The 26,062-nt window shown below is 70.3% G+C and carries 26 protein-coding genes; 17 read left to right on the top strand and 9 right to left on the bottom strand.

Annotated features, from left to right (window positions below; translation table 11 throughout):
• Positions 1 to 81 precede the first annotated feature (81 nt).
• Entirely contained in the window at positions 82 to 975 is an 894-nt protein-coding gene (gene map / locus ACQUS8_RS09305) for a type II methionyl aminopeptidase (RefSeq protein WP_435099994.1), read from the top strand.
• A 98-nt stretch (positions 976 to 1,073) separates the two neighbouring features.
• On the opposite strand, the gene ACQUS8_RS09300 is transcribed toward map, so the two are convergent.
• A complete protein-coding gene (locus tag ACQUS8_RS09300; protein WP_435099991.1) occupies positions 1,074 to 1,244 on the bottom strand; it encodes a hypothetical protein in 171 nt (56 codons plus the stop codon).
• A 171-nt stretch (positions 1,245 to 1,415) separates the two neighbouring features.
• On the opposite strand from ACQUS8_RS09300, the gene ACQUS8_RS09295 reads away from it, so the two are divergent.
• Positions 1,416 to 1,964, top strand: a complete 549-nt coding sequence (locus ACQUS8_RS09295) for an HIT domain-containing protein (protein WP_435099988.1) — start codon at positions 1,416 to 1,418, stop codon at positions 1,962 to 1,964.
• A 50-nt stretch (positions 1,965 to 2,014) separates the two neighbouring features.
• On the top strand, positions 2,015 to 2,926 hold the full coding sequence (locus tag ACQUS8_RS09290; protein ID WP_435099985.1) for a cation diffusion facilitator family transporter: 912 nt from the start codon (positions 2,015 to 2,017) through the stop codon (positions 2,924 to 2,926).
• Positions 2,927 to 3,228: 302 nt separating this feature from the next.
• On the opposite strand, the gene ACQUS8_RS09285 is transcribed toward ACQUS8_RS09290, so the two are convergent.
• Complete coding sequence (locus ACQUS8_RS09285) at positions 3,229 to 4,482, bottom strand: tRNA (N(6)-L-threonylcarbamoyladenosine(37)-C(2))-methylthiotransferase (protein WP_435099982.1); 1,254 nt, start codon at positions 4,480 to 4,482, stop codon at positions 3,229 to 3,231.
• 51 nt (positions 4,483 to 4,533) lie between these two features.
• The gene (locus tag ACQUS8_RS09280) at positions 4,534 to 5,637 is read right to left on the bottom strand and encodes an AI-2E family transporter (RefSeq protein ID WP_435099979.1); all 1,104 of its coding nucleotides are present in this window, start codon (positions 5,635 to 5,637) and stop codon (positions 4,534 to 4,536) included.
• 87 nt (positions 5,638 to 5,724) lie between these two features.
• Here ACQUS8_RS09280 and ACQUS8_RS09275 point away from each other — a divergent pair, with 87 nt between their 5' ends.
• Positions 5,725 to 6,852, top strand: a complete 1,128-nt coding sequence (locus ACQUS8_RS09275) for a PQQ-binding-like beta-propeller repeat protein (RefSeq protein ID WP_435099976.1) — start codon at positions 5,725 to 5,727, stop codon at positions 6,850 to 6,852.
• Here ACQUS8_RS09275 and deoC read toward each other — a convergent pair.
• Complete coding sequence (gene deoC / locus ACQUS8_RS09270; protein ID WP_435099973.1) at positions 6,849 to 7,487, bottom strand: deoxyribose-phosphate aldolase; 639 nt, start codon at positions 7,485 to 7,487, stop codon at positions 6,849 to 6,851. The genes ACQUS8_RS09275 and deoC overlap by 4 nt on opposite strands.
• Before the next feature lie 114 nt (positions 7,488 to 7,601).
• Here deoC and ACQUS8_RS09265 point away from each other — a divergent pair, with 114 nt between their 5' ends.
• The 4 genes from ACQUS8_RS09265 to ACQUS8_RS09250 all read left to right on the top strand — a co-directional run bounded on the left by ACQUS8_RS09265 (position 7,602) and on the right by ACQUS8_RS09250 (position 11,802).
• On the top strand, positions 7,602 to 8,411 hold the full coding sequence (locus tag ACQUS8_RS09265; protein WP_435099970.1) for a DUF63 family protein: 810 nt from the start codon (positions 7,602 to 7,604) through the stop codon (positions 8,409 to 8,411).
• Positions 8,412 to 8,453: 42 nt separating this feature from the next.
• Entirely contained in the window at positions 8,454 to 9,398 is a 945-nt protein-coding gene (locus tag ACQUS8_RS09260; RefSeq protein WP_435099967.1) for a WD40/YVTN/BNR-like repeat-containing protein, read from the top strand.
• 49 nt (positions 9,399 to 9,447) lie between these two features.
• Positions 9,448 to 10,176, top strand: a complete 729-nt coding sequence (locus tag ACQUS8_RS09255; RefSeq protein WP_435099964.1) for a nucleoside phosphorylase — start codon at positions 9,448 to 9,450, stop codon at positions 10,174 to 10,176.
• A gap of 93 nt (positions 10,177 to 10,269) precedes the next feature.
• Positions 10,270 to 11,802, top strand: coding sequence for an HPP family protein (locus ACQUS8_RS09250; RefSeq protein WP_435099961.1), 1,533 nt, complete (start codon positions 10,270 to 10,272; stop codon positions 11,800 to 11,802).
• A gap of 18 nt (positions 11,803 to 11,820) precedes the next feature.
• Here ACQUS8_RS09250 and ACQUS8_RS09245 read toward each other — a convergent pair whose 3' ends face one another.
• Positions 11,821 to 12,984, bottom strand: coding sequence for an NAD-binding protein (locus ACQUS8_RS09245; protein WP_435099958.1), 1,164 nt, complete (start codon positions 12,982 to 12,984; stop codon positions 11,821 to 11,823).
• A gap of 157 nt (positions 12,985 to 13,141) precedes the next feature.
• Here ACQUS8_RS09245 and ACQUS8_RS09240 point away from each other — a divergent pair, with 157 nt between their 5' ends.
• The 3 genes from ACQUS8_RS09240 to ACQUS8_RS09230 are packed head-to-tail and all read left to right on the top strand — an operon-like array spanning position 13,142 to position 15,863.
• Positions 13,142 to 14,386, top strand: coding sequence for a potassium channel family protein (locus tag ACQUS8_RS09240; protein ID WP_435099955.1), 1,245 nt, complete (start codon positions 13,142 to 13,144; stop codon positions 14,384 to 14,386).
• Positions 14,386 to 15,573 (top strand): TrkA C-terminal domain-containing protein, encoded by a 1,188-nt coding sequence (locus tag ACQUS8_RS09235; RefSeq protein WP_435099952.1) that lies wholly within the window; start codon positions 14,386 to 14,388, stop codon positions 15,571 to 15,573. The genes ACQUS8_RS09240 and ACQUS8_RS09235 overlap by 1 nt, the downstream gene beginning before the upstream one ends.
• Positions 15,574 to 15,599: 26 nt before the next feature.
• On the top strand, positions 15,600 to 15,863 hold the full coding sequence (locus ACQUS8_RS09230; RefSeq protein ID WP_435099949.1) for a ubiquitin-like small modifier protein 1: 264 nt from the start codon (positions 15,600 to 15,602) through the stop codon (positions 15,861 to 15,863).
• A gap of 3 nt (positions 15,864 to 15,866) precedes the next feature.
• Here the strand turns inward: ACQUS8_RS09230 and ACQUS8_RS09225 are convergent, their stop codons facing one another.
• Together ACQUS8_RS09225 and gatD are read right to left on the bottom strand one after the other, a co-directional pair.
• Positions 15,867 to 16,757 carry a GNAT family N-acetyltransferase gene (locus tag ACQUS8_RS09225; RefSeq protein WP_435099946.1) on the bottom strand — a complete coding sequence of 297 codons (891 nt, stop codon included), beginning with the start codon at positions 16,755 to 16,757 and terminating at the stop codon, positions 15,867 to 15,869.
• The gene (gene gatD, locus ACQUS8_RS09220) at positions 16,757 to 18,016 is read right to left on the bottom strand and encodes a Glu-tRNA(Gln) amidotransferase subunit GatD (RefSeq protein ID WP_435099943.1); all 1,260 of its coding nucleotides are present in this window, start codon (positions 18,014 to 18,016) and stop codon (positions 16,757 to 16,759) included. The genes ACQUS8_RS09225 and gatD overlap by 1 nt, the downstream gene beginning before the upstream one ends.
• Before the next feature lie 96 nt (positions 18,017 to 18,112).
• On the opposite strand from gatD, the gene ACQUS8_RS09215 reads away from it, so the two are divergent.
• The gene (locus ACQUS8_RS09215) at positions 18,113 to 18,631 is read left to right on the top strand and encodes a hypothetical protein (protein ID WP_435099940.1); all 519 of its coding nucleotides are present in this window, start codon (positions 18,113 to 18,115) and stop codon (positions 18,629 to 18,631) included.
• Here ACQUS8_RS09215 and ACQUS8_RS09210 read toward each other — a convergent pair.
• Both ACQUS8_RS09210 and ACQUS8_RS09205 read right to left on the bottom strand, forming a co-directional pair.
• On the bottom strand, positions 18,615 to 19,283 hold the full coding sequence (locus ACQUS8_RS09210) for an ArsR/SmtB family transcription factor (protein WP_435099937.1): 669 nt from the start codon (positions 19,281 to 19,283) through the stop codon (positions 18,615 to 18,617). The genes ACQUS8_RS09215 and ACQUS8_RS09210 overlap by 17 nt on opposite strands.
• Positions 19,284 to 19,312: 29 nt before the next feature.
• Positions 19,313 to 20,329, bottom strand: coding sequence for a hypothetical protein (locus ACQUS8_RS09205; RefSeq protein WP_435099934.1), 1,017 nt, complete (start codon positions 20,327 to 20,329; stop codon positions 19,313 to 19,315).
• Between the two features lie 148 nt (positions 20,330 to 20,477).
• Between ACQUS8_RS09205 and ACQUS8_RS09200 the strand changes: the two genes are divergently transcribed.
• From ACQUS8_RS09200 to thrS, 5 genes are all read left to right on the top strand, one after another.
• Positions 20,478 to 20,813 carry a DUF5802 family protein gene (locus ACQUS8_RS09200; protein WP_435099931.1) on the top strand — a complete coding sequence of 112 codons (336 nt, stop codon included), beginning with the start codon at positions 20,478 to 20,480 and terminating at the stop codon, positions 20,811 to 20,813.
• 219 nt (positions 20,814 to 21,032) lie between these two features.
• On the top strand, positions 21,033 to 21,938 hold the full coding sequence (locus ACQUS8_RS09195) for a Vms1/Ankzf1 family peptidyl-tRNA hydrolase (protein ID WP_435099928.1): 906 nt from the start codon (positions 21,033 to 21,035) through the stop codon (positions 21,936 to 21,938).
• Between the two features lie 57 nt (positions 21,939 to 21,995).
• Positions 21,996 to 23,009, top strand: coding sequence for a DUF1611 domain-containing protein (locus ACQUS8_RS09190; protein ID WP_435099925.1), 1,014 nt, complete (start codon positions 21,996 to 21,998; stop codon positions 23,007 to 23,009).
• Positions 23,006 to 24,064, top strand: a complete 1,059-nt coding sequence (locus ACQUS8_RS09185; protein ID WP_435099922.1) for a dipeptide epimerase — start codon at positions 23,006 to 23,008, stop codon at positions 24,062 to 24,064. Before ACQUS8_RS09190 ends, ACQUS8_RS09185 begins: the two co-directional genes overlap by 4 nt.
• Before the next feature lie 66 nt (positions 24,065 to 24,130).
• Positions 24,131 to 26,062, top strand: coding sequence for a threonine--tRNA ligase (thrS, locus tag ACQUS8_RS09180; protein WP_435099919.1), 1,932 nt, complete (start codon positions 24,131 to 24,133; stop codon positions 26,060 to 26,062).

Raw genomic sequence — 26,062 nt, 5'->3', positions numbered from 1 at the left:
GAACGGGCGAGCGCTGCACATCGCGGGACGCGCGACGACCGTACCCGAACCGTAAAAAGACGAGCGCGCGAATCCGGTGGTATGACCGACACCGTGGAACCCGGAAGCGAGGCCTACGAGAAGTACCACGAGGCCGGCGACATCCTCTCCCAAGTACTCGACGAAGCCGCCGAGCGCGTCGAGGTCGGCGCGAAGCACATCGACGTCGCGGAGTACGCCGAGGAACGCATCCGCGAGCTCGGCGGCCGGCCGGCGTTCCCGGTCAACATCAGCGTCGACAACGAGGCGAGCCACGCTTCCCCGCACGCCGACGACGACGTCGAGTTCGGCGAGGAGATGGTCTGTCTCGACGTCGGCGTCCACGTCGATGGCTACATCGCGGACGCCGCCCGGACTGTCGACCTCTCCGGCAACCCCGAGCTGAAGGAAGCCGCCGAGGAGGCGCTGGACGCCGGCCTCGACGTCGTGGAGGCGGGCGCGCACACCGGCGAAATCGGCGCGGAAGTCGCCGACGTCATCGAGGCCTACGGCTACCAGCCCATCGTGAACCTCTCCGGGCACGGCCTCGAGCAGTGGGACGCGCACACCGACCCGAGCGTGCCGAACCGCGGCACCCAGCAGGGCACCGTCCTCGAAGCGGGTGACGTGCTCGCCGTCGAGCCGTTCGCGACGACGGGCTCCGGGAAGGTCACCGAGGGCTCGAAGACCGAAATCTACTCGCTCGTCGAGGACCGCTCGGTGCGCAACCGGCAGGCCCGCCAGGTCCTCGAGACGGTGCGTGAGGAGTACCGCGAACTCCCGTTCGCGAAGCGCTGGCTCGACTCGCCGCGCGCCGACATGGCCGTCCGGCGCCTCGAGATGGAGGGGATCCTCCGCTCCTACCCGGTACTCCACGAGTCGGACGGCGAACTCGTCGGGCAGGCCGAACACACCATCATCGTCACCGAGGACGGCTACGAGGCGACGACGGAGTAGCCGCGTCGCTCACGAGTCGTGGGGGAATGAGGTGGACGTCGGCGTCCAGAAAATAACGAGGGGGAGTTAACGACGGTTGACCGTAACGTCGTAGCGTTTTACGCGTTGTTCATCCGGGTAGACGTCTTCTCACCGCAGACGCGACACTTCGCGACGCGGTAAGGCTCGCGCGAGAACTCGGCGTTCTCGTCCTTGTCGGACTCGGTCTTCAGCTCGACGGAGACAGCGTGGGGCGTCTCCTTGCCGCAGTTTTCGCACGATTCCGCCATACCGTCGGAACGAGGTGTTTTGCTCGCCATCGGAACCACCCTCATGCAACCCCACGGACTGCGAATACAAAAAGCCCGTCCTATCGCCTAACCGTTTAGACCGTTTAACGCCGGCGATAAACAGAGTTAGGTTCCGTAAGCTACCTGTTTCGACCGTGTGATGTACGGGGTATGGATCAGGTGTTCGCCCCGTGGCGCATCGAGTGGGTGAAGCGCGAGGACAAGAACCCGGACATTGAGGAGTGCGTTCTCTGCGAACTCCCCGAGCGCGCGGACGCCCGCGAGAACCTCGTCGTCGCGCGCAGCGACCACGCCTACGTCGTGTTGAACAACGCGCCGTACAACCCCGGCCACCTGATGGTCGTTCCCTTCGAGCACGGTGGGGAGTACGCGGCACTCCCCGACGAGGTCCTCCTCGACCACGCGCGCCTCAAGCAGCGGGCGTTCGACGCCGTCGAGGAGGCTGTGGGGCCGGACGCCTACAACGCCGGGTTGAACCTCGGTGGCGGCGCGGCCGGCGGGAGCATCGACGACCACCTCCACACGCACGTCGTCCCGCGCTTCGAGGGCGACACGAACTTCATGCCGGTCGTCTCGGACACGAAGGTCATCGTCGAAGCCCTGGACGAGACTTACGACCGGTTGCACGCGGCGTTCGCCGGCCAACCGGGTGCGACGGTCCCGGGCGAGAACGCGGCGGTCGAACTCGATTTCGACTGACTCGAAAGCTCCGCAACGCACTTGCCTCGGGGCCGTCTATCGGCCATTCGATGGACCGGAAGACCGCGATGCGGCGCGCGGGTGTGGTCGTCCTCGCCGCGAACCTCGCGCTCGTTCTCGCGAAGGGCGGCGTCTGGTGGTACACCGGGAGCATCGCGGTCGGCTCGGAGGCGGTCAACAGCGCCGCCGACGCGGTCTACAGCCTCGTCGTCCTCGGTGGTCTCTACCTGACGACCCAGCCCGCGGACTTCGAGCACCCGCACGGCCACGAGCGCATCGAGCCGTTCGTCGCGCTGTTCGTCGCGCTCGGCGTCTTCGCCGCGGGTGCGGGCGTCCTCTATAACGCGACGACGGCCGTTCTTACTGGGTCCTATGGGGGGGCGGGCGGCGTCGCGGGCGTCGCGGTGCTCGTCGTCTCGGCGCTCGCGAAGTACGGTCTCTATCAGTACTGTCGGCGCGAGGGCGAACGGCACAACTCGCCGGCGCTGGTGGCGACGGCACTCGACAACCGGAACGACATCCTGACGGCGGGCGCGGCGCTCGTCGGCGTGCTCGGCGCGGCGGTGGGGTTCCCGGTGCTCGACCCGGCCGCGGCGGGCGTCGTCTCGCTCGGCATCCTCTACACGGGCTACGAGATCGTCCGGGACAACGTCAACTACCTCGTGGGCGCGGCCCCGCCCGAGGAGTTGCGCCGCGAGATTTTGCGGCGCGCGCTCAGCCACGAGCGCGTCCGGGGCGCCCACGACGTCGTCGCGCACTACGTCGGCCCGGAGGTGGACGTCAGCCTCCACATCGAGGTTGAGGGTAATTTGACGCTCTTCGAGGCCCACGACATCGAGTCGGCGGTCGTGCAGGACATCCGCTCGATGCCGGAGGTGGACGACGTCTTCGTCCACGTGGACCCGAAGGAGCTCGGCGAGTGGAAGGACGACGACGAGGCGGACGGGCTGCTCGACGAGTAGGAGCCGGCGGAACGCTTTTTGTGTGTTGTGAGTTAACACGGCATGTGGCCGGCGACTGACCTCGAACGAGCGCGGCGCACCCCGTGCCGTCGACGCCACGCTCACTGACCTGCTCCGGACACGACTCGCCGAGTTCGACGACGGGACCGTCGAACTGCTGGCACTGCGCGCCGTCCTCCGCGAACGCGTCGCGGACGGCGCCAACGCTGGCGACGAGTGGTTTCGAGTGAGAACAGTTAGCCGCAGTCCGCCCGGACGGCGACGCCCTCCGTGCGCACCTGTAGCCCGCTCCCCTACCCGGGCTACTGGGGGTCGCCGAACGCGTACATCGTCTGGTGGTCTGTGACCTCGACAGTCGCGAAATCGCCGGGTTCGAGGCCGTGCTCGGAGGCGTTCTGCACGATGATCTGGCGATAGGCCGAGTCGTAACACTTCACGGAGTCGCCGGTGCCCTGTTCGGTGACGAGGACGTCGCGCTCCTGTCCGACCATCTCGTCGTAGGCCTCGGCGACGATGTCGCGCTTCGCCTCGCTCATCTCCTTCGAGCGCTCCTTCTTCAGCGTCCCGCCGAGCCCCTTCATGTCGGCGGCGTCAGTCCCGGGGCGCTTCGAGAAGCGCGTGACGTTGATCTTCTCGGGGCGCGTCTCACGCAGGAGCGCCATCGACATCTCGTGGTCCTCCTCGTCCTCCGTGGGGAAGCCGACGATGAAGTCCGTCGAGAGCGTCCACTCGTCGAGGTAGCGATCGAACGTCTCGACAATTTCGACGTACTGCTCGACGCGGTGCTGGCGGCGCATGTCCTCGAGGACGTCGTCGCTCCCGGACTGGACGGGCGCGTGCAGGAAGTTGTAGAGTTTGTCGTGCTCCGCGAAGACCTCGGCGAGTTCCTCGCGGATGCCGTGGACGCCGCCGGGGTTCGCCATGCCGACGCGGACCCGGAAGTCGCCCTCGATTTCGGTGCAGATGCGCTCCAGGAGTTCGGGGAGCTTGCGCTCGCCGTTGTCCCAGCCGTAGACGCCGGTGTCCTGGCCCGTGATGCGGATTTCCTTCGCGCCGGCGTGGACGAGCGCGCGGGCCTTCTCGACGTTCTCCTCGACGGGCGGCGAGTCGACGCGGCCCGTCGCCTGCTTCGTGATGCAGTACGAACAGTTGCTCATACAGCCCCGGGCGATGGGGAGGATGCCGATGACGCCGTCCAGGACGGGTTCGGCGTCCGGCGTGGTAGTCGGACACTCGCCGTTCGTGACGGCTTCGGGCACCTCGTCCCAGTGGAGGACCTGTGCGTCGACGTCGGCGCTGGCGAACTCCTCGCCCTGCGCGAGCGCCATACAGCCGGTGACGAAGAGGTCGGCCGTCTCGTCGGCGAGTTCTTCCGCCCGGCGGAGCATGTTGCGCTCCGTTTTCTCGACCACGGTGCAGGTGTTGAGGATGGCGACGTCCGCGTCGTCGACGCCGTCCACGCGGTGGTGGCCGGCGTCACGGAGCCGTCGCTCGATTTCGCGGCTCTCGCCGCGGTTCGACGTGCACCCGTAGGTCTCGATGTGGTACCGGGCCATCTCGGCTGCGTCTTCGCCAGCCGGAGCCAAAAGCCCCGCGCTTTGGGCAGGCTACGGCGGGTCCGCGCCGAGGTCCTCGGCGGTATCGACCTCGCCGGTGACGGGCTCGCCGTAGACGAGCGGCTGGAGGAGAATACGGACGGCCTGCACGCAGAGCACGACGGTGAGCGGGCCGAGGAAGAGGCCGTACCAGCCGAAGACCATCGTCCCGACGATGTAACCGAACATCACGAGCCCGACGTGAGTGCCCCGGCCGGCGAGCTCCGGGAGGACGAACGTCATCGGGAGGAAGTCGAGGAAGAGGAAGCAGACCACCAAGAGGAGGAGCGGGAAGACGAACGTCGCGTCCGGCGAGCGGTACGCGCTGTACCAGAGGTAGCCGACGAGCGGGACGTAGACCACCTTCCCGACGACGAGCGGAATAAGGGTGGTGAGGCCGGTGGCGACGGCGAGCGCCGTCGGGAACGGGATGGCGATGGCCGCGGGGGCGAGGAGGTTGTAGGCGTGATAGACGACGAACGCGCCGACGGCAACGACGAACACCATCAGCACCGTCCCGTAGTACATCGTCTCGAGGTCGCGGTCGACGGCACTGACGTACGCGACGGTGGCGGAGTCCGCGCCGGCGAACTCCCGGAACCACCGGCGAAGCGCGTTCCCGTCGCGCAGGAGGTAGAACGCGAACAGCGTCGCGAGCAGGAGGTTCATCAGGGCGTTCGAGACGAGGCCGACGTAGTGGCGGGCCTGCTCGAGCAGGCCGGTGATGGAGGAGCTCGCGGGGTTGCGGAGGTAGTCGAGGAACTCCTCGACGGGCTGCTGGAGGAGCGGGTCGACCTCGATGTACGGCCGCAGGACCTCCTGATAGCTCCGGATGCGCGGCAGGAGTTCGTGGAAGCCCATCAGCGCGAGGTAGCCGGCGACGAGGAAGAACGGGAGCGCGACGAGCAGGAGCGTACAGAGCGCCGCGGCACCCGACGAGAGGCGGCCGTCGAGCCGGCGGTAGACCGGCCGGACGCCGTAGTAGATGAAGAGCCCGAGGACGAACGTCCCGACGAACGAGTAGAGCGCGACGGCGACGACGCCGCCGAGCGAGAGCACGATGCCCCAGAGCAGGACGCGCTCGCGACGCGACGGCAGCCAGTCCTCGACGCTCATCGTGACTGGACGCTCGCAGGGCGGCGAGAAAAGCGCGGCGGCTCACACACCCGAAGGCACTTGTTTCTCGGCGGTGACACGACTGCCATGCCCTCCAGACGACAGTTCCTCGCGACCAGCGGCGCGCTCGCCGCGTCGGCGCTCGCCGGCTGTCAGACGCTCACCGGCTCTCGCTTGACGTCCCGGGACTTCCCCGAGGGCGTCGTCTTCGAGGACGGGTGGCGTTCGCCGAACCACGACGACGCGAACACCCGCACCGTCCTCGACGGTCCGACGATTACCGAACCGACGAAGACGGCGACGCTCCCGCCATCGGACGGCGGCGTGACGGGTGCGGACGGCCGGGTCTTCCTCGTGGACGACGAGACGCTCCATGCGTTCGACGCGTCGAGCGGCGAGTCGCTGTGGTCGGTCGCGGCGGCCGGCCACCACCCGCCGAGCGTGCTCGGCGACACCGTCTACGCGCCACACCCCGAGTCGCCGCTTCTCCGCGGGATTGATGCGGCGAGCGGCGAGGTCGTGGAGACGTACGACCTGCCGGCGCGCGCGGTGACGCCGCCAGCGTGGAGCAACGGACGCGAGTCGTTCACGGTCGCGCTCGCGGACGGCCGCGTCACCGGCGTCGCGCGGGACGTCGGCGACACGTGGACGGTCGACCCGTGGGGGTCCGTCAGGGCGTCGCTCGCGTCGAACATGCATCTCGTCGTCGTCACGACCCGAACCGGCGAGGTGTACGCCTACAGCCAGCGCGGCGGGCCCGCGTGGCGCACGAACCTCGGGGCGCGCGGCCTCGTCGCGCCAGTCGCGGGGGACGAACGGGTCTACGTCGCCGGCTGGGACGGGACCGTCGCCGCGCTCTCCCGGACGGACGGCGAGGTCGTCTGGACGCGCAAACGCGGCGTCACCGACGCGCCGCTCGCCTTCGACGGCAGACACCTCTACCACGGCACCGGCGACCTCGTCGCGCTCGACCCGAAGACGGGCGAAACGGACTGGTCGTACGAGCACCCCACCGGGGCCGCGCCCGCCGTCGTCGGCGACACCGTCTACGTCGGCCGCGACGACGGCGTGCTCGCCGCGCTCGACGCCGCCTCGGGCGAGGAACGGTGGACGCGTGACCTCGGCAGTTACGCCGCAACCGTCGCCGTCATCGACAATGCGCTCCTCGTCGCCGGACATACCGAAGAGACGCGGCGCGTGACGTTCCTCCTTTAGTCCTCGGGGTAGCCCTCGACGATGGCGACGCCGGAGCTCGCGCCGATGCGTTCCGCGCCCGCGTCCAGCATCGCCATCGCCGTCTCGTAGTCGCTGACACCGCCGGACGCCTTCACGGGGAGGTACTCGCTCAGGAGCGCGACGTCATCGACGGTGGCGCCGCCAGAGGCGAACCCGGTGGAGGTCTTGAGGAAGTCGGCGCCGGCTTCGCGGGCGAGTTTGCCGGCGGCGCGCTTCTCGTCGTCCGAGAGGAGCGCGGTCTCGACGATGACCTTCACGGGGAGTGTAGTCGCGGCGACGACGGCCTCGATGTCCGCACGGACGGCCTCGTGCTCGCCGGCTTGCAGGCGGCCGACGTTCACCACCATGTCGAGTTCGTCCGCGCCGTCGTCGGCGGCGACCCGTGCCTCCTCGCGTTTCGCGGCGGTAGCGTGCTGGCCGTGCGGGAAGCCGACGACGGTGGCCAGCGTCACGTCCGGGGCGTACTCGCTCGCCTCGCTGACGTAGCACGGCGGGATACAGGCGTTCATGCCGTACTCGGCGGCCTCGTCGAGGACGCGCTCGACGTCCGAGACGGTCGTCTCGGGGCCGAGGACGGTGTGGTCGATGCGGGCGGCGAACTCCTCGCGGTCCATACCGAGAGGCCGCGTCCGTCCGGCAAAAAGCCAGCGTCCCCCTACGACCGGGCCGCCGTCGCGCCGCTCCCGCGATAGCAACGCTTTCCCCGCCGGCCCCCGCGTGCTACGAGTATGGTACTGCCGTCCGGGTTCGTGGTGCCGCCGCTGCCATACCTCCTCGCCCTGCTCGCGGCGACGCTCCTCGTCGGCGCGGCCCTCGTCCGCGAGCATCCGGCAGTGACGTCGCGGACGGTGCTCGCGCTCGCGCCGTGGATGGCCCTCGGTTCGACGCTCTACGTCTGCCACCAACTCGGCGTCGTCCCCGCGAGCGTCGCGCCGTTCGTCTCCGCGCCCGCCGTCTACCTCTCCACGTTCGTCGTCGCGGCCGCCGTCTGGCTGGCCGCGCGGCGGACGGCCGCGCCCCGCCGCGTCCTCGCCGGCGTCGGCCTCCTCCTCGTCTCTGCACCGGTCGCCGTCGCGGTCAACTACGGGACCTCACACGGGACGCTCACGCCCGCGTGGCCGCTCGCCGGCCTCCTCCTCGCGCTCCTCGTCACCGGCGTCTGCTGGGCGGGCCTCCGGCGCTACCGCGTCGAGGACGCGCGCGTCGTCGAGGGTGCGGGCGCGCTCGTCGTCTTCGGGCACGCGCTCGACGGCATCACGACGGCCGTCGGCGTCGACGTGCTGGGCTTCGGCGAGCAGACGCCGCTCTCCCGGCTCATCATGGAGTTTGCGGGCTCGCTCCCAACCGCGTCGGTCCTCGGCGTCGGGTGGCTGTTCGTCCTCGTGAAACTGGCCGTCGCCGTCGGCGTCGTCCTCCTGCTCGCCGACTACGTCCGGGAGGCACCCGCCGAGGGCTACCTCCTCCTCGCGTTCGTCGCCGCCGTCGGCCTCGGCCCCGGCGCGCACAACCTCCTGCTGTTCACCGTCACGGCCGCCTGAGTGGCGGGCCTTTCAAGTCGCGGGGGTGTCTCCTCGGAGACCATGAGGGCGTTCTGCGCATTCCCGAGCGGGTTGTTCGTCGTCGACGAGGGCGACGTGAGAGAGCGCCTCGGCGACGTCACGCCGTCCTGCGTCGCCGTCCGCGGCGCCACCGTCGTCTGCGGCACGAGCGACGCCGGGCTCTGGCGCTCCGTCGACCGCGGGCAGACGTTCCGCCGCGTCCCGTCCGGCCCCGACTCGGCGCACGTCACCGCGCTCGCCGTCGGCCCCGACGGGACGTGGTGGACGGGCACCGAGCCGAGCGCGCTCTACCGCTCGGGCGACGACGGCCGCTCGTGGCACGAGACGACGCCGCTCACCGACCTCGAATCGAGCGACGAGTGGAGCTTCCCGCCGCGCCCCGACACCCACCACGTCCGCTGGATCGAGCCGCGCCCCGACAACGGCGATTCCCTCGCCGTCGCCATCGAGGCGGGCGCGCTCGTCCGCACCGAGGACGGCGGTGAGACGTGGCGCGAGCGCGTCCCGTCCGGCCCCGTCGACACCCACACCGTCGCGACGCACGCCGACGACCCCGACCGGCTCTACGCCGCCGCCGGCGACGGCTACTACGAGACGACCGACTGGGGCGAGACGTGGAACACGGCCGAATCCGGCCTCGACCGGACCTACTGCTGGAGCGTCGCCGTCACCGCGGCCGACCCGGACACGCGCGTCCTCTCCGCCGCTCCGGGCCCGCGCGCCGCGCACAGCGAGGGGGGTGCCGCGGTCTACCGGCGCGAGGCCGGCACCGACTGGACGCGCGTCCCCGCCTTCGACGGCGGCGAGTTGCGCGCGCCGGTCCTCGCCGCCGACGATGGCCACACCGTCTACGCGCTCTCCAATCACGGCTTGCACCGCTCGGACGACGGCGGCCGGTCGTGGCGTCGCGTCGCCCTCGGCTACGCCCCCGAGGAGCGCCCGACCGGCCTCGCGCTCGGCCGGTGACCGAGTGCGAGACCCGGACGCTTTTCTCTCCCTCACGCGACGTTCAGGTATGGCCAAACAACCCCACCTGCTCATCGAGGAGGGTGACGTCGAAGACATCGCGCTCGTCCCGGGCGACCCGGGCCGCGTCGAACGCATCGCCAGCCACTGCGAGGACGTCGAGGAGGTCGCCTCGAACCGCGAGTACACCGTCGTCAACGCCACCTACGAGGGCGTGCCGCTCACGATTTGTTCGACCGGTATCGGCGGCCCGAGCGCCGCCATCGCGCTCGAGGAACTCGCGAACGTCGGCGTCGAGACGTTCATCCGCGTCGGCACCACGGGCGCGCTCCAGCCCGACATCGAGATCGGCGACATGGTCGTCGCCACCGGCGCCGCCAAGGAGGAGGGCACCTCGAAGCGCTACGAGCCCGAACTCATCCCCGCCGTCCCCGATTACGACGTGCTCTCCGGCCTCGTCGACGCCGCCGAGGCCCGCGGCGAGGACGTTCACGTCGGCCCCATCGTGAGCGACGACGCCTTCTACAACGAGAACGAGGCGTACGTCGCGCGCTGGAGCGAGGCGGGCCTGCTCGCCGTCGAGATGGAGGCCGCGACGCTGTTCGCGCTCGCGCGCCGCAAGGGTCTGCGCGCCGGCGCCATCTGCACCGCCGACGGCAACCTCGTCGAGGGTACCCAGAAGGGTGCCGACTCCGACGAGGAACTCCCCGAGAAGGCGAAGAACAACGTCGAGCGCGCCATCAAAATCGCGCTCGATGCCGTGGTTGACGTCGCCTAAAGCGACGCCGAGCCCGATCGATACCCCGCGTTTTCTGACTGATTTCGACCGGAGGACGAAAGAACGAAAGTCGCGCCCGTCGTGCCACCGCGTATGCTCGACGGCGCGCGGCGGCGACTGCGACGACTCCGCGGGCGGCTGGCGGCGCTCGAACGCCGACGCTCCCGCGACGCGCGCCACTGGCTCGCGGAGACGAGCAACCTCACGCACGCCTCCGTCCTGCTGTTCGTTCCGTTACTCATCGGCTTCGTCACGCTGCTCTCGAACGAACTGCAGGTCGTCTCCTTCCTCCTCTTCCCGCCGCTCGCCTCCGGGACGTACACGCTCTTTGCGGACCCCGAGGGAACGTACTCGGACCCCTGGAAATTCGTCGGCGGGATGAGCCTCGGCGCGTTCTGCGGGTGGATGGCCATCGAGTGCACCGCGCTCCTCACCGCGCCCGCCGTCACGGGGACGGCGACGACGTCCGGCGGTTTCTGGGAGGTTCACGCGTGGGCGGCGGCGCTCGCCATCCTCCTCGCGGGCGTCCTCACGTGGGTTCTCGACCTCGAAATTCCCTCCGCGTTCTCCACCGCGCTCCTCGTCCTCCTCACCGACCCCGGGACGTTCATCATCGTCGCGGGCGTCGCCGTCTCCACGAGCGTCGTCTACGTCGCCACCGTCGCGCTCTCCACGAGCGTCGTCGCCGTCGTCTTCGCCGTCTGGCGACGCGAGTTCTACGAGCAACGCGCGCGCTACCTCTACTCGACGACGCAGGCCGACGACCACGTCCTCGTGCCGATGCGCGGCGAGACCGACGACGCAACCGCGATGTTCGGCGCGCGGGTCGCCGCCGCCCACGACGCCGGGAAAGTCGTCCTCCTCGACGTCGTCGGCGACGACGCCATCGCCGCCGCCGAACAGCGCCTCCTCGAGGAACACGGCGACGTCGACGTGGACGACCCTGCCGCCGTCGAGGACCGCGACGTCGACCTGCCGGACGTCCGCGAGCGGGCGGAGCGGAGCGCCGCCGACGCGGCCGCAGCGGAACTCGAACGCCGCGCCGCCCGCATCGAGACGCGCGTCGGCGTCCCCTGCGAGGTAGTCGTCGCCGTCGAGGACGACATCACCGTCACGTCGCTGCTCGACGCTGCGCGCGACACGAACTGCGACCTCGTCGTGACGCCGCTCGAACGCGACTCCGACGGCACGCCGACGCGCTTCGTCCGCGACCTCTTCCGCAGCGACATCGACGCCATCGCCTTCGACTCGAAGACCGAGCGTACCGACTGGAAGCGCGTCATGGTGCCCGTCCGGGCCGCCGGCCAGCTCGCGCACGCGATGGTCGACTACGGCCAGCGCCTCGCTGGGAACGTCGGCACCGTCAGCGTCTGCACCTGCATCGGCGACGAGCGCTCCCGCCGAACCGCCGAGGCGACGCTCGCAGACCTCACCGAGACGAGCGACGCGCGCTGTGAGACGCGCGTCTCGCGGGCCTCGCTCTCCGAGTTCATCGAGCGCAACGAGTCACACTACGACCTCGTCGTCTTCGGCGCACACGACTACGGCTCCCGGTTCGCCGTCTCGCGGGCCTTCGACTGGGCCCAGGAGGCCGAGACGGACGTCGCCGTCGTCCACACGCGCTGACAGCCGGCTGGCGGGTCGCTACTCCTCGCTCTCCGGCGTCGCGCCCTCGCCGACCGACACCTGATTCGCCGCCTCCTCAGCGGTCTCGTCGCCGAGCGCGGACTGCACGAGCAGGCGGCCGCCGATGACCGCGGGACTGATGACGGTGTCCGCGCCGGCCGAGCGGAGTTTCTCCTCGTTCTCGCGCTCGGTCGCGGCGGCGACGATGCGGATGTCGGGATGGAGTTGGCGCGCCGTCAGAATGGCGAGCGCGTCCTGCCCGTCGTCGTTCGTCGCCGCCACGACGGCGTCCGCGCGGTCGATGCCGGCGTGTTCGAGCGACGCCGCGTCAGAGGGGTCCTCGGTGAGGACGTTCAGGCCGCGCTCGCGGAGCGCCGCCGCTTTGTCCGCGTCCTTCACGAGGACGACGAACGGGCGGTCCGGCCCGAGTTCTTCGAGAATCGATTCGGTGAGTTCGCCGTAGCCGGCGACGATGACGTGATGTTCGAGGGATTCGAGTTGTGACTGGGTCATGCGTCCGAGTGCGGAGGCGAAGCGTGCTTCGATGGCGGGGCCGAGCAGGGCGCTGAGCGCGAGACCGAACCCGGCGACGCCGAGGACGAGGACGGAGAGCGAGAAGAGTATCGCCATTGGCGTCTTGGGGGTTATGTCGCCGTAGCCGACCGTGCTCGCGGTGACGAGTGTGTAGTAGAACGCGTCGAGCAGGGAGTTCACGCCCGGGAACCCCTCCCGGAGCGCGTACGTCCCGACCGTGCCGTAGGCGAGGACACCGACAAGGACGACACCCGCGGCGAGCTGGCTCGTCGAGAGTTCGACCTCCCGGTCGAAGCGCGAGCGCGTCAGCGCGACGACGGGGAAGGAGAGGACGGAGAGGGCGACGAGCGGCACCGAGTAGACGGACGACTGCACGAGGCCCTGGAGGGCCGTGACCGGCAGGAGGACGACCGTCGACCACCACGCCGCGCGGAGGCCGCGGCGCATCCCGAGCGCCGACGCGACCATCAGGAACCCCGTCAGCGTGCCCGTGAACCCCGCGACCTGCTGGACGGACACCGGGACGTAGGGCCCGAACTGGGGGTTGAGGATGTTCACGACGCCGGTCACGACGGAGAGCACCGCGACGAGGGTCGTCGACAGCACCGCGACCCGCGTCGAGAGCACCCGCCGGTTCCTCAAAGCCATACCCGGTGACGCGACGCCCGCGACTATAAACGGTGTGGGGACGCGCTCGCGACTGCGACTGCACCGACCGCTGGCCGCAGGCGCGGACTCGCGCGTTCAGGCGCGAGTCCGCGCCTGCGGCGGTACCGATTTACCCCACCCACCCCACACCCAAGGTATGCCGTTCGGTCTCGCACTCGACTCGTTCCCGATGCAGGTACTGCTCGGGCTCTATCTCGGCGTCCTGACGGGCATCGTGCCGGCGCTCGTCTGCTTCGCGTTCGGCTTCAGCTTCAAGTACGTCACGGGGCTCACGATTCCCGGGCTCGGGGTCGTCGTCCTGGGCGTCGCCATCGCCGGCATCAACGGCGGGCTGATGGCGTTCAACGACCCGACGATTCTCCAGTCCTCGAACAGCGTCGCCGTCATCACCGGACTCGTCGTCGTGTTGATGCTCTGCTTCTACGCACACGCCCAAGGGGACAAACTCGGGGCGAGCCTCCCCAAGCACTTCTCGTTCAAGCGCCTCCGCGAGCGCACGCTCTCGAAGGACGTCGTCGACTTCGTCGGCGGCATCGGGCAGGTCCGCGTCCCCGTCGTCGGTACCGTCGCGGACATGGAGGGCTACCCGCCGCTCCCCGCGGACCTCCGCGAGGAAATCACCGCCGTCGACTGGACGTTCCCCGCCGACCTGCCGCTCCACGAACTCGAACGCCGCTTCGAGGAGCGCCTGCGCTCCGAGTTCGACGTCGCGGACGCCGACGTCCAAATCGACGAGCAGGCGCGCGCCACCGTCACGGTCGCGCCCCCGCTCTCCGGCGTCTCCAAGCGCGTTCCGCAGGGCAAACGCGCTGTCTCCCTGAAAGCCGTCATCCCGACGGGCGTCGCGCGCGGCGACGAAGTCGCGCTTCACACGGCCGCCGGAAGCTGTACCGGCACCGTCGTCGCCGCGAAGTCCGGCGGGAAGAAGGAGGAGAAGAAAGCGGAGACGCCCACTGTCGCGACGGACGGCGGCACTCCCGAGGCGCCCGCGAAGACCACCGCACCCGTGACGACGGGCGGCGAGGGCCGCATCACCGTCGCCACCGACCGTGCGTCCGCCGAAACGCTCCTCGACGCCACCGAGGGAACCGTCGTCGTCACCGCACGCGGTACCCGCCGCGAGTTCGAGTTGCTTTCGCTCCTCCGTCGGACCGGCAATCGGATGCGCCGGGTCACACTCCGTATCGACGGCCCGCTCGACGGCACCACCATCGGCGAGACGAACGTCCGCGAGGTGTACGGCGTCGCCATCCTCGCCGTCCGCCACGACGGCCAGTGGGTCGTCGCGCCACGGGGCGACACCGCGCTCTCCGGGGGCGACGACTGCTTCGTCGTCGGCCCGCGCGACAAACTGAGTGCGTTCGCGGAGGCGGTGGCGTGATGCTCGCGCTCCCCCTGCAGGCGGACGCCGTCGACTACGTCAGCGTCCTCATGGGCGGCGCGCTCCGCATCGCCGGCTTCGGCGTCTTCTCCTTCCTCGTCGCCGCCGTCGTCGGCGCCATCTACCGGTGGTACTTCCGGCAGGCCGCACACGTCGCGCTCGGCGCCTTCGCCGGTGTCTCCGCTGTCGCCCTCTACTTGAACACGAAGACGGCGCTCGCGTCCGTCGTCGCGAACCAGTCCACCATCTTCGACCCAGGCACTGTCGTCTTCAACGTCGTGGTGTTCTCCGTCGCCGTCGCGCTCGGGATTCCCGGCGCGAAAGCCGGCGAGCGCCTCGCCGTCGAGGCGTTCGCCTTCGTCGGCACGCGCGAACTCGAAGGCGAGGTCAGCCAACTCGTCAAGACGGTGGGTCGCGTCGTCGCCGTCGAGATCCCCGAGGACATCGAGGACGTCGAGGGCTACGACCCGGTGTCCGACGAGACGAAGGAGAAAATGCAGAACAAGACCCTGCTCTTCCCGCGCCGGCTCACCGTCGCCGCCCTCGAAGAGCGGGTGGCCGCACGCCTCCGGGACGACTACGACGTCGGCTACGTCGACGTCGACATCGACCCGAACGGCGACGTCACCTACCTCGGCGTCGGCACGCGCCTCGCGGGCATCGGCCCGACGCTCGGCCCCGGGATGGGCGCGACGGCCGTGAAGGCCGACCCGCCGAACAACGCGAGCCCCGGCGACGTCGTGCAGGTCTGGCAGACCGACCCGGAGCGCGAGCGGGTCGCCACCGCCGAACTCCGCGGCGTCGCCGACGACGTCGTGACGCTCGCGCTCGACGCGAACGACGCCGAACGCATCGCCGGCGGCGAATACCGCCTCCTCACGCTCCCGAGCGACCAGAACGCCGAACGACAGTTCGCGTCCGTCCTCCGGGGCGCCGACGAGACGATGGTGACCGTCACCGTCAGCGAGGAGAGCGCGCTCGCCGGCGCGACCGTCGGGGACGTCGACGCCACCGTCGCCGCCGTCCGCCCCGCCGACGGCCCCGTCCAGCCGATTCCGTCGCGCACCCGGACGCTCGCCGTCGGCGACGTCCTCTATCTCGTCGCGCGCCCGGACGTCGTCCGCGACATCGAGGAGCGCGCGACCACCACAGAAACCGACGGTGGTTCGCCCCCGACGACACCCTGATACGGCGCGCACCCGGACACACGAGTATGGACTGGAAGCTCTTCGCGGACCTCGCGGAAGTCGCGGGCGACGACGAGTGCGCCGTGTCGGTCGGCGACGACGCCACCGTCCGCGACGCCCTCGAGGCTCTCGTCGCGGAGTACCCCGCGCTCGGCGAGCGCGTCCTCGACGACTCGGGCGACCCCCACGAACACGTGAACCTCCTGCGAAACGGCCGGCAGGCCGACCTGGACGAGAGTGTCGACGCCGACGACGAACTCGCGCTCTTCCCGCCCGTCAGCGGCGGCTAACCGTCACCCACGTCGCGCGCTGAGGTCGCAGGCCATCACGAAGTCGGGTTCGTCTCCGACGTCGACGCGCGCCGTCGCGACGTCACTCACCGCGCGCGCCGTCTCGGGAATCAGTACGCGCGCCTCCGTCGCGTCCTGCGCGGCGGCGTCCCGCGCGATGGCGGTGAAGACGTCTCGGCACGCCGCATCGGAGTGCCACGCGGCGACGGCGTACTCGGCGCGCGCGACCTCCGCGAGGCCGTCCGTGCGGGCACGAAGCGCGAACCCGCGCGTCCCGACGCCCGGTTCGTGACAGACGAGCAATCGACCTTCGTCGGCGGCCTCGTGGAGGCGCTCGCGCGAGAGCTCGGAGAGCGCCCACGGCTCGTCGTCGTCCAACACGAGGCCGTCGAGGTGCTCGCGGGCGTCCGCGTGCGTCCAGAACGCCCACGCGGCCTCCGGGTCGTCGTGAACGTCGCCGACGGGCGTCGCGTCGGCGTCCGGCTCCGGGTGGACCCAGCGGAACTCGCTCGCCGCCTCGAACCCCACCGCGCGGGTCTGTCCGAGGCCCTGAACGTTCCACGAGAAGACCATGCAGCGTGCGACGGCGGCGCCGGCCTCCGCGGCCCAGTCGAGGCTCGCCTCCATCAGCGCGGTGCCGGTACCCGTCCCGCGCGCCTCGGGGGCGACGCGCAGACCCTGAATCCACGCCTCGTGGTCGCTCAGGAGGACGGCCTGCACGACGCCGACGGCCTCATCGGCCGCGTCGGCGGCGACGAACGTCCGGCGGGTCGGCCCGCCCGCCTCCACCCAGTCCTCGAAGACGTCCGCGAGGTAGTCGCCGTGCTCCCAGGTGTCCGCGGTGAACTCGGCGACGGCGTCGGCGTCCTCGCGGCGCGCCCGGCGAATCTCCATCAGGCTTCGGGGACTGAGCGCTCGGTGAGTTCGCCCGCGAGCGGCGTCCGCATCGTCTCCTCGGGGGACTCGGTGTTCGCGAGCGCCCACATCAGTTTGGCCTTCGCCGTCCCGGGGAGGAGGTCCTCGCCCTCGACGACGCCGGCGTCGAGCAAGTCACGGCCCGTGTCGTAGACGCGGTCGCAGACCCGCCCGCCGAGACACTGCGAGGTCATCACCACTGTCGTCCCGTCGTCCACGAGGTCGCCGAGGACGTCGACGAGGTCGGAGTGGACGTGGCCGAGGCCGGTGCCCGCGACGACGACGCCGTCTTTCCCTTCCAGTAGCTCGAAGAACTCGGGGTCCATCCCGGGCGTGAACGTCACGAGTTCGACGTCCTCCGCGAGGTCCGCGCGAAGGTCGAGGTCCGTCTCGCCGCGTGCGGCGAGGTCCGCGGACTCGTCGAATTCGACGGTCTCGGTGTCGTAGTCGACGTGACCGACCGGCGACCCGTCGACCGTCTCGAAGGCGTCGCGACGCGACGTGTGGCCCTTCCGGACGCGCGTCCCGCGGTGGAGCGCACACCGGTCGTCGGACTGCGTCGCGTGCATGCAGACCATCACTTCGGCGACGTCGGCCTTCGCGGCCTCGACGGCACAGACGGCGTTCATCACGTTGTCCGAGGACGGCCGGTCGGCCGAACGCTGACTGCCCGTGAAGACGACTGGGACGGGCGTGTCGAGCATGAAGGAGAGGACGGAGGCCGAGTACTGCATCGTGTCCGTCCCGTGCATCACGACGACGCCGTCCGCGCCCGCCTCGATCTCCTCGTGGACGGCCTCGGCGAGGTCCCGCCAGATGTCCGGGTCCATGTTCTCCGAGAGGATGTTCGCGACGACGCGGCCCCGGTAGTTCGCACGGCCCGCGAGGTCCGGCACCGCGCGCAGGACGTCCTCGGCGTCGAACTGCGCCGTCACCGCGCCCGTCCGGTAGTCGACCGTTGAGGCGATGGTGCCGCCCGTCGAGATGAGCGAAATCGTCGGGAGGTCGTCGTCGAACTCGACCTCCGAGCCCGATTCCTCGGCGTCCTCGCCGGCGTTCCCGTCGATGGCGTAGACGTCCGACTCCAGCACTTCGACGTCCGCGCCCTCGCGCTCGATGCCGACGTTGTACCCGCTGTCGAGCTTCAGGACGAGGTGCTCCGGCGTCGAGGACGGCAGGAGGACGCCCTCGTTCACCAGTCCGTCGTGCGCAACGCGGACACGGTCCCCTGTGTTCATACCTCGACGAAGCCCGGCGCCGACCTTGAAACCATCCGTTCGGTTGCGCCGCGGTGCGGGACAAGAGTGATGGGGCGAGCGCGCGCCTAGGCACGTATGTCCTCCGACGGCTCCGGGGCGCGCGACCGCGACTGGGACGCCCTCCTCGACGACGCGGGCGACGGTGACGAGTCCAGCGGTGACGAGCGCGCGGACGCCGACGCACGCCGCTCCGGTCGCCTCGCTGGCGCGCGCCGACGTCTCGGTCGGCTCTTCTCGCCGCGCCACTTCCTCCTCCTCCTCGCCGTCGCGCTCGCCGGCCTCTTCGTCGGCGGTTTCGTCCCGCTCGTCGGCGCGATCACGCGCTTCCTCGGCCTGTTCGTCGCGACGTTCCTCGTCGGCGTCCTCGGCGGGCGGCGCGTCTACGCCGAAGTCGCGTCCGCGTCGGCGCTCGCCACCGTCGCCGCGCTCCTCGTGGGCCTCCTCTCCTCGGGGCTCTTCCCGGTCGCCGCCGACTTCCTCGCGCGCCACGGCGTCGCGTTCGCGCTCGGCGCCGCCGCTCTCGGACTCGTCGTCGGTACTGTGGGGTATTACTTCGGGCGGGACCTGCGCGCTGGCGTCACTCGGAGTCTGTGAGCGCCCACTCCCCCGCCTCCTCGTCGCGTTCGAGCACGTCGCGCTCGCGGAGCGCCGCGAGCGCCGCCTCCACGACGTCCTCGGGGGCGTCCACGCGCTGTGCGATGGCTGCCGGGTCGTTCGCGCCGCCCGCGACGGCGGCGACGACTTCCGCGTAGAGCCCCTCCCGGCCGTCGTCGGCGAGTTCCTCCGCGAGGTCCTCGCGAACGTCCGCGAGCCGGCCCTGGACCCAGCGCTGGGCGAGCGAGAGTTCGCGCTCCAGGGCTTCGAGCTCCGCGAGTTCGTCCGCGAGCGCGTTCACGTCCTCGCCGCCGTCGAGGTCCACGCCCTCGATGGAGAGGTAGTGACAGCGCGTCAAATCGAGGTCGGGACTCGCCGGGTAGGCGGACTTCGCGCCGAACCCGTGGCGCGAGACGGTGACTTCGAGGCGGAGGTTGCTCGCGATGTGGAAGTACTTGCGCCGTTTCTCGTCCGTCCGGCTCTCGACGAGCCCGGCCTCCTCCAGTTTCCGGAGGTGGTCGATGACGGCCTTCGGCGAGACCCCGAGGTACTCGCTTATCTCGGTGACGTAGCAGGGCTTGCGGGCGAGCAAGCGCAGGATGCGTCGTCGGTTCTCGTTGCCGAGAATATCAAGGAGTGCCCCGGAATCCATGCCACTACCTCAGAGTTGACGGCGCGCGCTCAAAAGGGTAGCGCAGTCAGACTCTCCGCGCCGTCGCCTCGCGTGCCGTTATTCGCCGCCGTGTCGTTTCCGGGCCCCGCACCGGGCGCGTCCTCGCTGTGCCCGGGCCCGTCGCTCGCGTCCTGCCCGGGGCTCCCCGACGCTGATCCGTTCTCGGTCGCCTCGTCCTGGCCGGGCGGCGTGTCGGCCGCGCCGCCGTGGCCGGGTGTTGACCCTGGAGCGCCGCTCGACCCGTTCGAACCGTGGCCAGGAGCGCCGTCGTGTCCGGGCGGGTCGGGATGTGTCGCGTTCCCCGTGTCGCTGTGGCCGGGAGCGCCGTCGCGTCCGGGTGCGTTGGGGTGCGTCGCGTTCCCCGCGTCGCCCCCAGCGTCGTGGCCGGGCGGCGTGCCCCATCCGGGGCCGTCGCGGGCGTCGTCGTCCCCGCTACTCCGGTTCGTCGGCGGTCCGGCCCACGGCGGCGCGTTCCCGTGGGTGGCGCGCACCGCCTCGTTCGTCGCGCGGCGCAACTCGTCGAGGCCGCGCGGCGTGGCGTTCGTGCGCGCCGCCACCGTCGCGGTGTCGTTCACCGCGGCTGCGAGCGCGCTGATGCGGCTGTTGAGCGCCGCGAGGCGCGCCCGCGCTGCGATCGGGGAGCCGTTCCCGCGCGTCTCGTTTAGCAGCCGCGCCCGCTGGTCGTGGAGTCTGTCGAGGCGCTCGCTGAGCGTGTCGACGCGTTGCTCGAGGCGCTCCGTGCCCGCGTCACCCGCGGGACCGTCGGCGTCGACGCCGGCGTGCCAGACGCCCTGATCGACGGCGCCTTCGGCGCTCGCCGACGCGGACGCCATGAATCCCGAGAGCGCCCCACCGAACGCACTGGTCTCGTTCGTCGTGTTCGCTGTGCTCGTCGCGTTCACCACCCCGCCCTCTCCCGTCTGTACGCCCTGCGCGCTCGGGCCGGGCGGGGCGCCCGTCTGGGCTGCCGCCGCCGGCGCCGTGCACGCGAGGATGGCGAGTAGACAGGCCACCGCGCGTCTCATCATCTCTTGATACCGTACTCATCCCTAAAAACCCGCGGGACCGTTCGAGCCGTTTAGCGCCGTTCGAACCGTCCCTATGGCCGCTCTCGCCCGGTCGGGCGACGGCGGGCAATGCACTTTTCCGTTAGTGTGACAAACGTTACCATGTATGTTCGAGGTGTTCTCGTCCGGCTACTACCTCGGGCGGCTCTACGTCGAACCGTCCGACGGCGACACCGCCGCACTCCAGCGACGGCAGCACGAACGCGTCAACGAGCAAGTCTACGCCGACGACGGCGTCTCGCGGACCGACTACCCGCTCGTGATGAAGGTCGGCACGCGTCACTACCGCGTCGAGGGCGACGCGGACGTCCCCGCCGACACGCTCGTCGTGCCGCGCGACACGCTCGATGAGGCGGGTATCGACAACCCGCCCGCGCTCTCCGAAGTCCTGCTCGCGCGGCCCGGCCACGCGCGGCGGCTCTACGAAGCCGGCGCCGTCTGAGCGTGGCGCACGGCCCGCGGCGTTCGCCGGCCCGCGAGACTGCGCTCCGCTCGGACTGCTCGTGGCTCGCGGTGCTCACCGCCCGCGTGTTCGTGGGTCCCGCTCCGTTCGGGCGTTCGCGCCTCACTCCGTTCAGCGCTCCCTGTTCCGCGAGTTCTCGCGCTGCTCGCACTCGCGGAGACCACAACCCCTAAGCGGCGAGCGGACGCCGTTCCGGGCATGTTGGACCGACTCCTCGGCCGCGCGAGTCTGAAGGAGCGCATCGCGGAGCTGGAAGACGAGGTGGAGAGCCTCCGCAACCAGTTGGAGGCCGAGAGCGAGCGCCGCCGGGACGCCGTCGCCGCCCGCAACGAGGCCGAGGAGGAGGTCAACCGCCTCGAGGACCGCATCGAGGAGCTCGAGGACCGCGTCGAGCGCGCCGAAGCGACCGGCGACGGCCGGCGGGACTTCCGCGAGCGCAGCGCGCTCCGCGGCCGGCGCCTCGACGACGTCCTCCACCGCCTCGAAACCGTCGAGGCCGGCACCGAGGGTGCACTCACCGCGATGGTCCCTGACGAGCACGACATCCCCGAGGCCGTCAGCGACGCCGTCGGCGACCGGACGCCGCTCGTCGGCGCGGCCGCGCCCTGTCTCGTCTACGCTGACGACGCGGGGGTCGTCGCCTGCACGCTCGACCCGCCGCTCGCCCCCGACGCCTTCTGGGAGTGGGACGACGGCTTCCGCATCCAGCGCGAGTGGTTCGAGCCGTCGGGCCGCTACGCCCTCGCGCTCGTCCGCGCCGACCTGTTCGCCGTCGGCGTCTACGACGCCACCGGCGAGGGCCGGCCCGAGCGCGTCGCCTACGAGGGCTTTGAGAGCGACGTGAAGGGCACACACTCCAAGGGCGGGTTCTCGCAGGGGCGCTTCGAGCGCCGCCGAGAGAGCCAGATACGCGAGCACCTCGACGACGCCCACGACGTCCTCGACGGCCTCGACTACGACGCGCTCTACGTCACCGGCGAAACGACGCTCCTCGGGGAGTTCGACGCGGACGCGACGGCGCCCACGGACGCCTCCGGGCCGCCACGGGAGGCCCTCGAGAGCGCCGCCGAGGACTTCTGGACCGTCCCCTTCCGCGCGCTCTGAACCGGGTGGAGACGCCGACGCGACGCGCTTAACACCGCCCGCGACGACCGTTCCGGTATGCGAATCGCCATCCTCGCCCACGAGAAGTTCCCCGACGGCGCGAAGACCGCGACCGGCGTCCTCCGCTACGGCCAGCACGACGTCGTCGCCGTCCTCGACCGCGAGCACGACGGCGCGAGCGCGAGCGACCTGCGGCGCGACCTCCCGGACGTCCCGGTCGTCGCGTCGTTCAGCGACCTCGCCGAACCCGTCGACGCGCTCCTCATCGGCATCTCGCCCATCGGCGGCGGCTTCGACGAGACGTGGCGCCCGGACGTGCGCGCCGCCCTCCAGCAGGGCTGTGACGTGATTTCGGGCCTTCACTACTTCCTCGAGGACGACAGCGAGTTCCGCAACCTCGCCGAGGAGCACGGCTGCGAGCTCTGGGACGTCCGTCGCCCGCCGAACGACCTCGGCGTCGCGGACGGCGTCGCGGACGACGTCGAGGCCACCGTCGTCGCCACCGTCGGGACGGACTGCGGCGTCGGGAAGATGACGACGACGCTCGAACTCGTCGAGCGCGCCCGCGAGCGCGGCGTGGACGCCGCCTTCATCCCCACCGGGCAGACCGGCATCATGATCGAGGGCTGGGGCTACCCCATCGACCGCACGGTCTCGGACTTCACCGCGGGCGCCGTCGAGGAGATGATTCTCGAACGGGGGAACGACCACGACTACCTCTTCGTGGAGGGGCAGGCGAGCATCGTCCACCCCGCCTACTCTGCGGTCACGGCCGGCATCCTCCACGGGTCGATGGCGGACGACCTCGTCCTCTGTCACGCGACCGGCCGCGAGAACTTCCACGGCTTCACGCAGGAACTCCCGAGCATCCCGGAGTTCGTCGACCTCTACGAGTCGATAGCCGCACCCGTCGGCGGGGGCGAGGTCGTCGCGGGCGCGCTGAACACGAGCGGCGTCGCGGACGCCGAGGAGGCCGCGGCGGCCGTCGAGGCCTACGCGGACGCCCTCGGCGTGCCCGCCGCCGACCCCGTACGTGAGGGGCCGGACGCCATCCTCGACGAGATACTGTGAGCCTCACCACCGAGTTCGAGCGCCTCGAACTCCCGCTCGAACACGAGTTCGCCATCGCGCGCGGGTCCTCGGCGGTCGCCGAGAACGTCGTCGTCCGCATCACTGACGACGACGGCGTGACGGGCGTCGGCGCGGCCGCGCCCTCTGCCCACTACGGTGAAACGGTCGAAACGGTCGAGGCCGTCCTCCCCGACTTCCTTAGTGCGGTCGAGGACGTCGGCGATCCGACGAACCTCCAGCGTATCGAGGTCGAACTGGCGACCGTCGTCCGGGACAACCCCGCGGCGCGTGCCGCCGTCAGCATCGCCTGCCACGACTACGCCGCGAAACGAGCCGACATGCCCCTGTATCGCTATTGGGGCCTCGACCCCGCGCGGACCGTCGAGTCGTCGTTCACCATCGGCCTCGACACCACCGAGCGGATGCGCGCAAAGACCCGAGAGGCCGTCAACGCGGGCTACGGCATTCTGAAGGTGAAACTCGGGACACCCCGGGATAGGGAAATCGTCGAGGCAGTGCGCGACGCCGCGCCCGACGCGACGATTCGCGTGGACGCGAACGAGGCGTGGACGCCCCGCGAGGCCGTCGCGAACACCGAGTGGCTCGCCGACCTCGGCGTCGAGTTCGTCGAACAGCCCGTCCCCGCCGAGAACCCCGAGGGGATGCGCTTCGTCCGCGAGCACGGCGCGCTCCCGGTCGCGGCCGACGAGTCCTGCGTCACGCTCGCGGATATTCCCGAAGTCGCCGAAGTCGCGGACGTCGCGAACGTGAAACTGATGAAGTGCGGCGGCCCCCGTGAGGCCCGCCGGCTCATCGCCGCCGCGCGGGCACACGGTCTGGAGGTGATGCTCGGCTGTATGGTCGAGACGAACGCCGCCATCGCCGCCGCCCACCACCTCGTCCCGCTCGTGGACTACGCGGACCTCGACGGCTCGCTCCTCCTCGCCGAGGACCCCTACGAGGGGGTGCCGGTGCCCGCCGGGCACGTCGACCTCGCGGCCGTCGAGCGGCCCGGAACCGGCGCGCGACCCGTCGAATCCGGCGACTCCTCGTAGGTTCGGGGCGCCGTCGCTATCGGCGGACGGACACGCTTATGTGGGCCGTTGGCCGTATCACGCCCCATGAGCGACATCACGGTCACGCTCCCCGACGGCTCCACGCTCGACGCGGAGTCCGGGGAGACGGTCGAGGACATCGCGTACCACATCGGTGAGGGACTCGGCCGCGACACCGTCGCCGGCGTCGTCGACGGCGACCTCGTTTCCAAGGAGACGCCCCTCACGGAGGACTGCCGCATCGAAATTGTGACGGACTCCTCCGAGGAGTACGTCGACGTCCTCCGGCACACCGCCGCGCACGTCTTCGCGCAGGCCCTCCAGCGCCTCTACCCCGAGTCCAAACTCACTATCGGCCCCTACACGGACGAGGGCTTCTACTACGACATCTACGGCGTCGACCTCGACGAGGACGACCTTGAGGAGATTCAGGCGGAAGCCGAGGACATCATCGACGAGGACCTCGACGTCGAGCACGTCACGCTCGAGCGCGAGGACGCCCTCGAGTATTACGAGGACAACCGCTTCAAGCGCGAAATCCTGGAGGAGGAGGCCGCGGGCGAGGACCCCGTCTCCTTCTACCGGCAGGGTGAGTTTCAGGACCTCTGTAAGGGCCCGCACGTCGAGTCCACGGGCGAAATCGGGGGGTTCGAGCTCCTCGACATCTCTGCCGCCTATTGGCGCGGCGACGAGGAGAACGAGACGCTGACGCGCGTCTACGGCACGGCGTTCCCGTCCGAGGACGAACTCGAGGAGTTCCTCGAACTGCGCCGAAAGGCCGAGGAGCGCGACCACCGCAAGATTGCGCGCGAACTCGACCTCTTCAGCATCCCCGAGCACTCCCCGGGCTGTGCGCACTACCACCCGAACGGGATGGCGATTCGCCGCGAGCTCGAGGACTACATCCGCGCGAAGAACGACGAACTCGGCTTCGAGGAGGTCCGCACGCCCGAGCTGAACAAGACGGACCTCTGGAAGCCCACCGGCCATTACGAGACGTTCACGGAGAACGGCGAGATGTTCGCCTGGGAGCAGGACGACACCGAGTACGGCCTCAAGCCGATGAACTGCGCGAACCACGCGCACATCTACGACTCACAGACCCACTCCTACCGTGACCTCCCGCTGCGCTTCTCCGAGTTCGGGAACGTCTACCGCAACGAGCAGTCCGGCGAACTCTCCGGTCTGCTGCGCGTGCGCGGCCTGACGCAGGACGACGGCCACGCCTTCGTGCGCCCCGACCAGATTCAGAGCGAGATTCTCGACATCCTCCAGACCATCGAGGAGGTCTACGGCCACTTCGGCCTCGACGTCCTCTACAAGCTCGAGACGCGCGGCGAGGACGCGATGGGCAGCGAGGAAATCTGGGAGCAGGCGACGGACGCGCTCATCGACGCCCTCCGCGAGGAGGACCTCGACTACGACGTCGAGGAGGGCGAAGCCGCCTTCTACGGCCCGAAGATCGGCGTGAACGCCCGCGACGCCCTCGGCCGCGAGTGGACCATCGGCACGGTGCAGGTGGACTTCAACATCCCGCGCAACCTCGACCTGACGTACGTCGGCGAGGACAACGAAGAGCACCACCCGGTGATGATTCACCGCGCGCTCCTCGGGAGCTTCGAGCGCTTCATGGGCGTCATCATCGAGCACTTCAACGGGAAGTTCCCGACGTGGCTCGCCCCCGAGCAGGTGCGCGTCCTCCCCATCAGCGACGACAACCTCGATTACGCCCGCGAAGTCGCCGCCGAACTCGGCGACTACCGCGTCGAGGTCGAGGACCGCTCGTGGACCATCGGGAAGAAGATCCAGGCAACCCACGAGGACCGCGTCCCCTACATGGTCATCGTCGGCGGCGACGAGGCGGAGTCCGGGACCATCTCGGTGCGCGACCGGAAGGAGCGCGAGGCGAACGACGTCGACCCCGTCGAGTTCCGCGAGCACCTCGAGCGCGAAGTCGAGCAGAAGCACCTCGAGCCGACGTTCCTCGCTGGCCAGTAA

This window comes from Halarchaeum sp. P4, from assembly GCF_051195175.1.
Classification (GTDB): domain Archaea; phylum Halobacteriota; class Halobacteria; order Halobacteriales; family Halobacteriaceae; genus Halarchaeum.
This window is presented reverse-complemented; position numbering and strand designations above follow the sequence as displayed.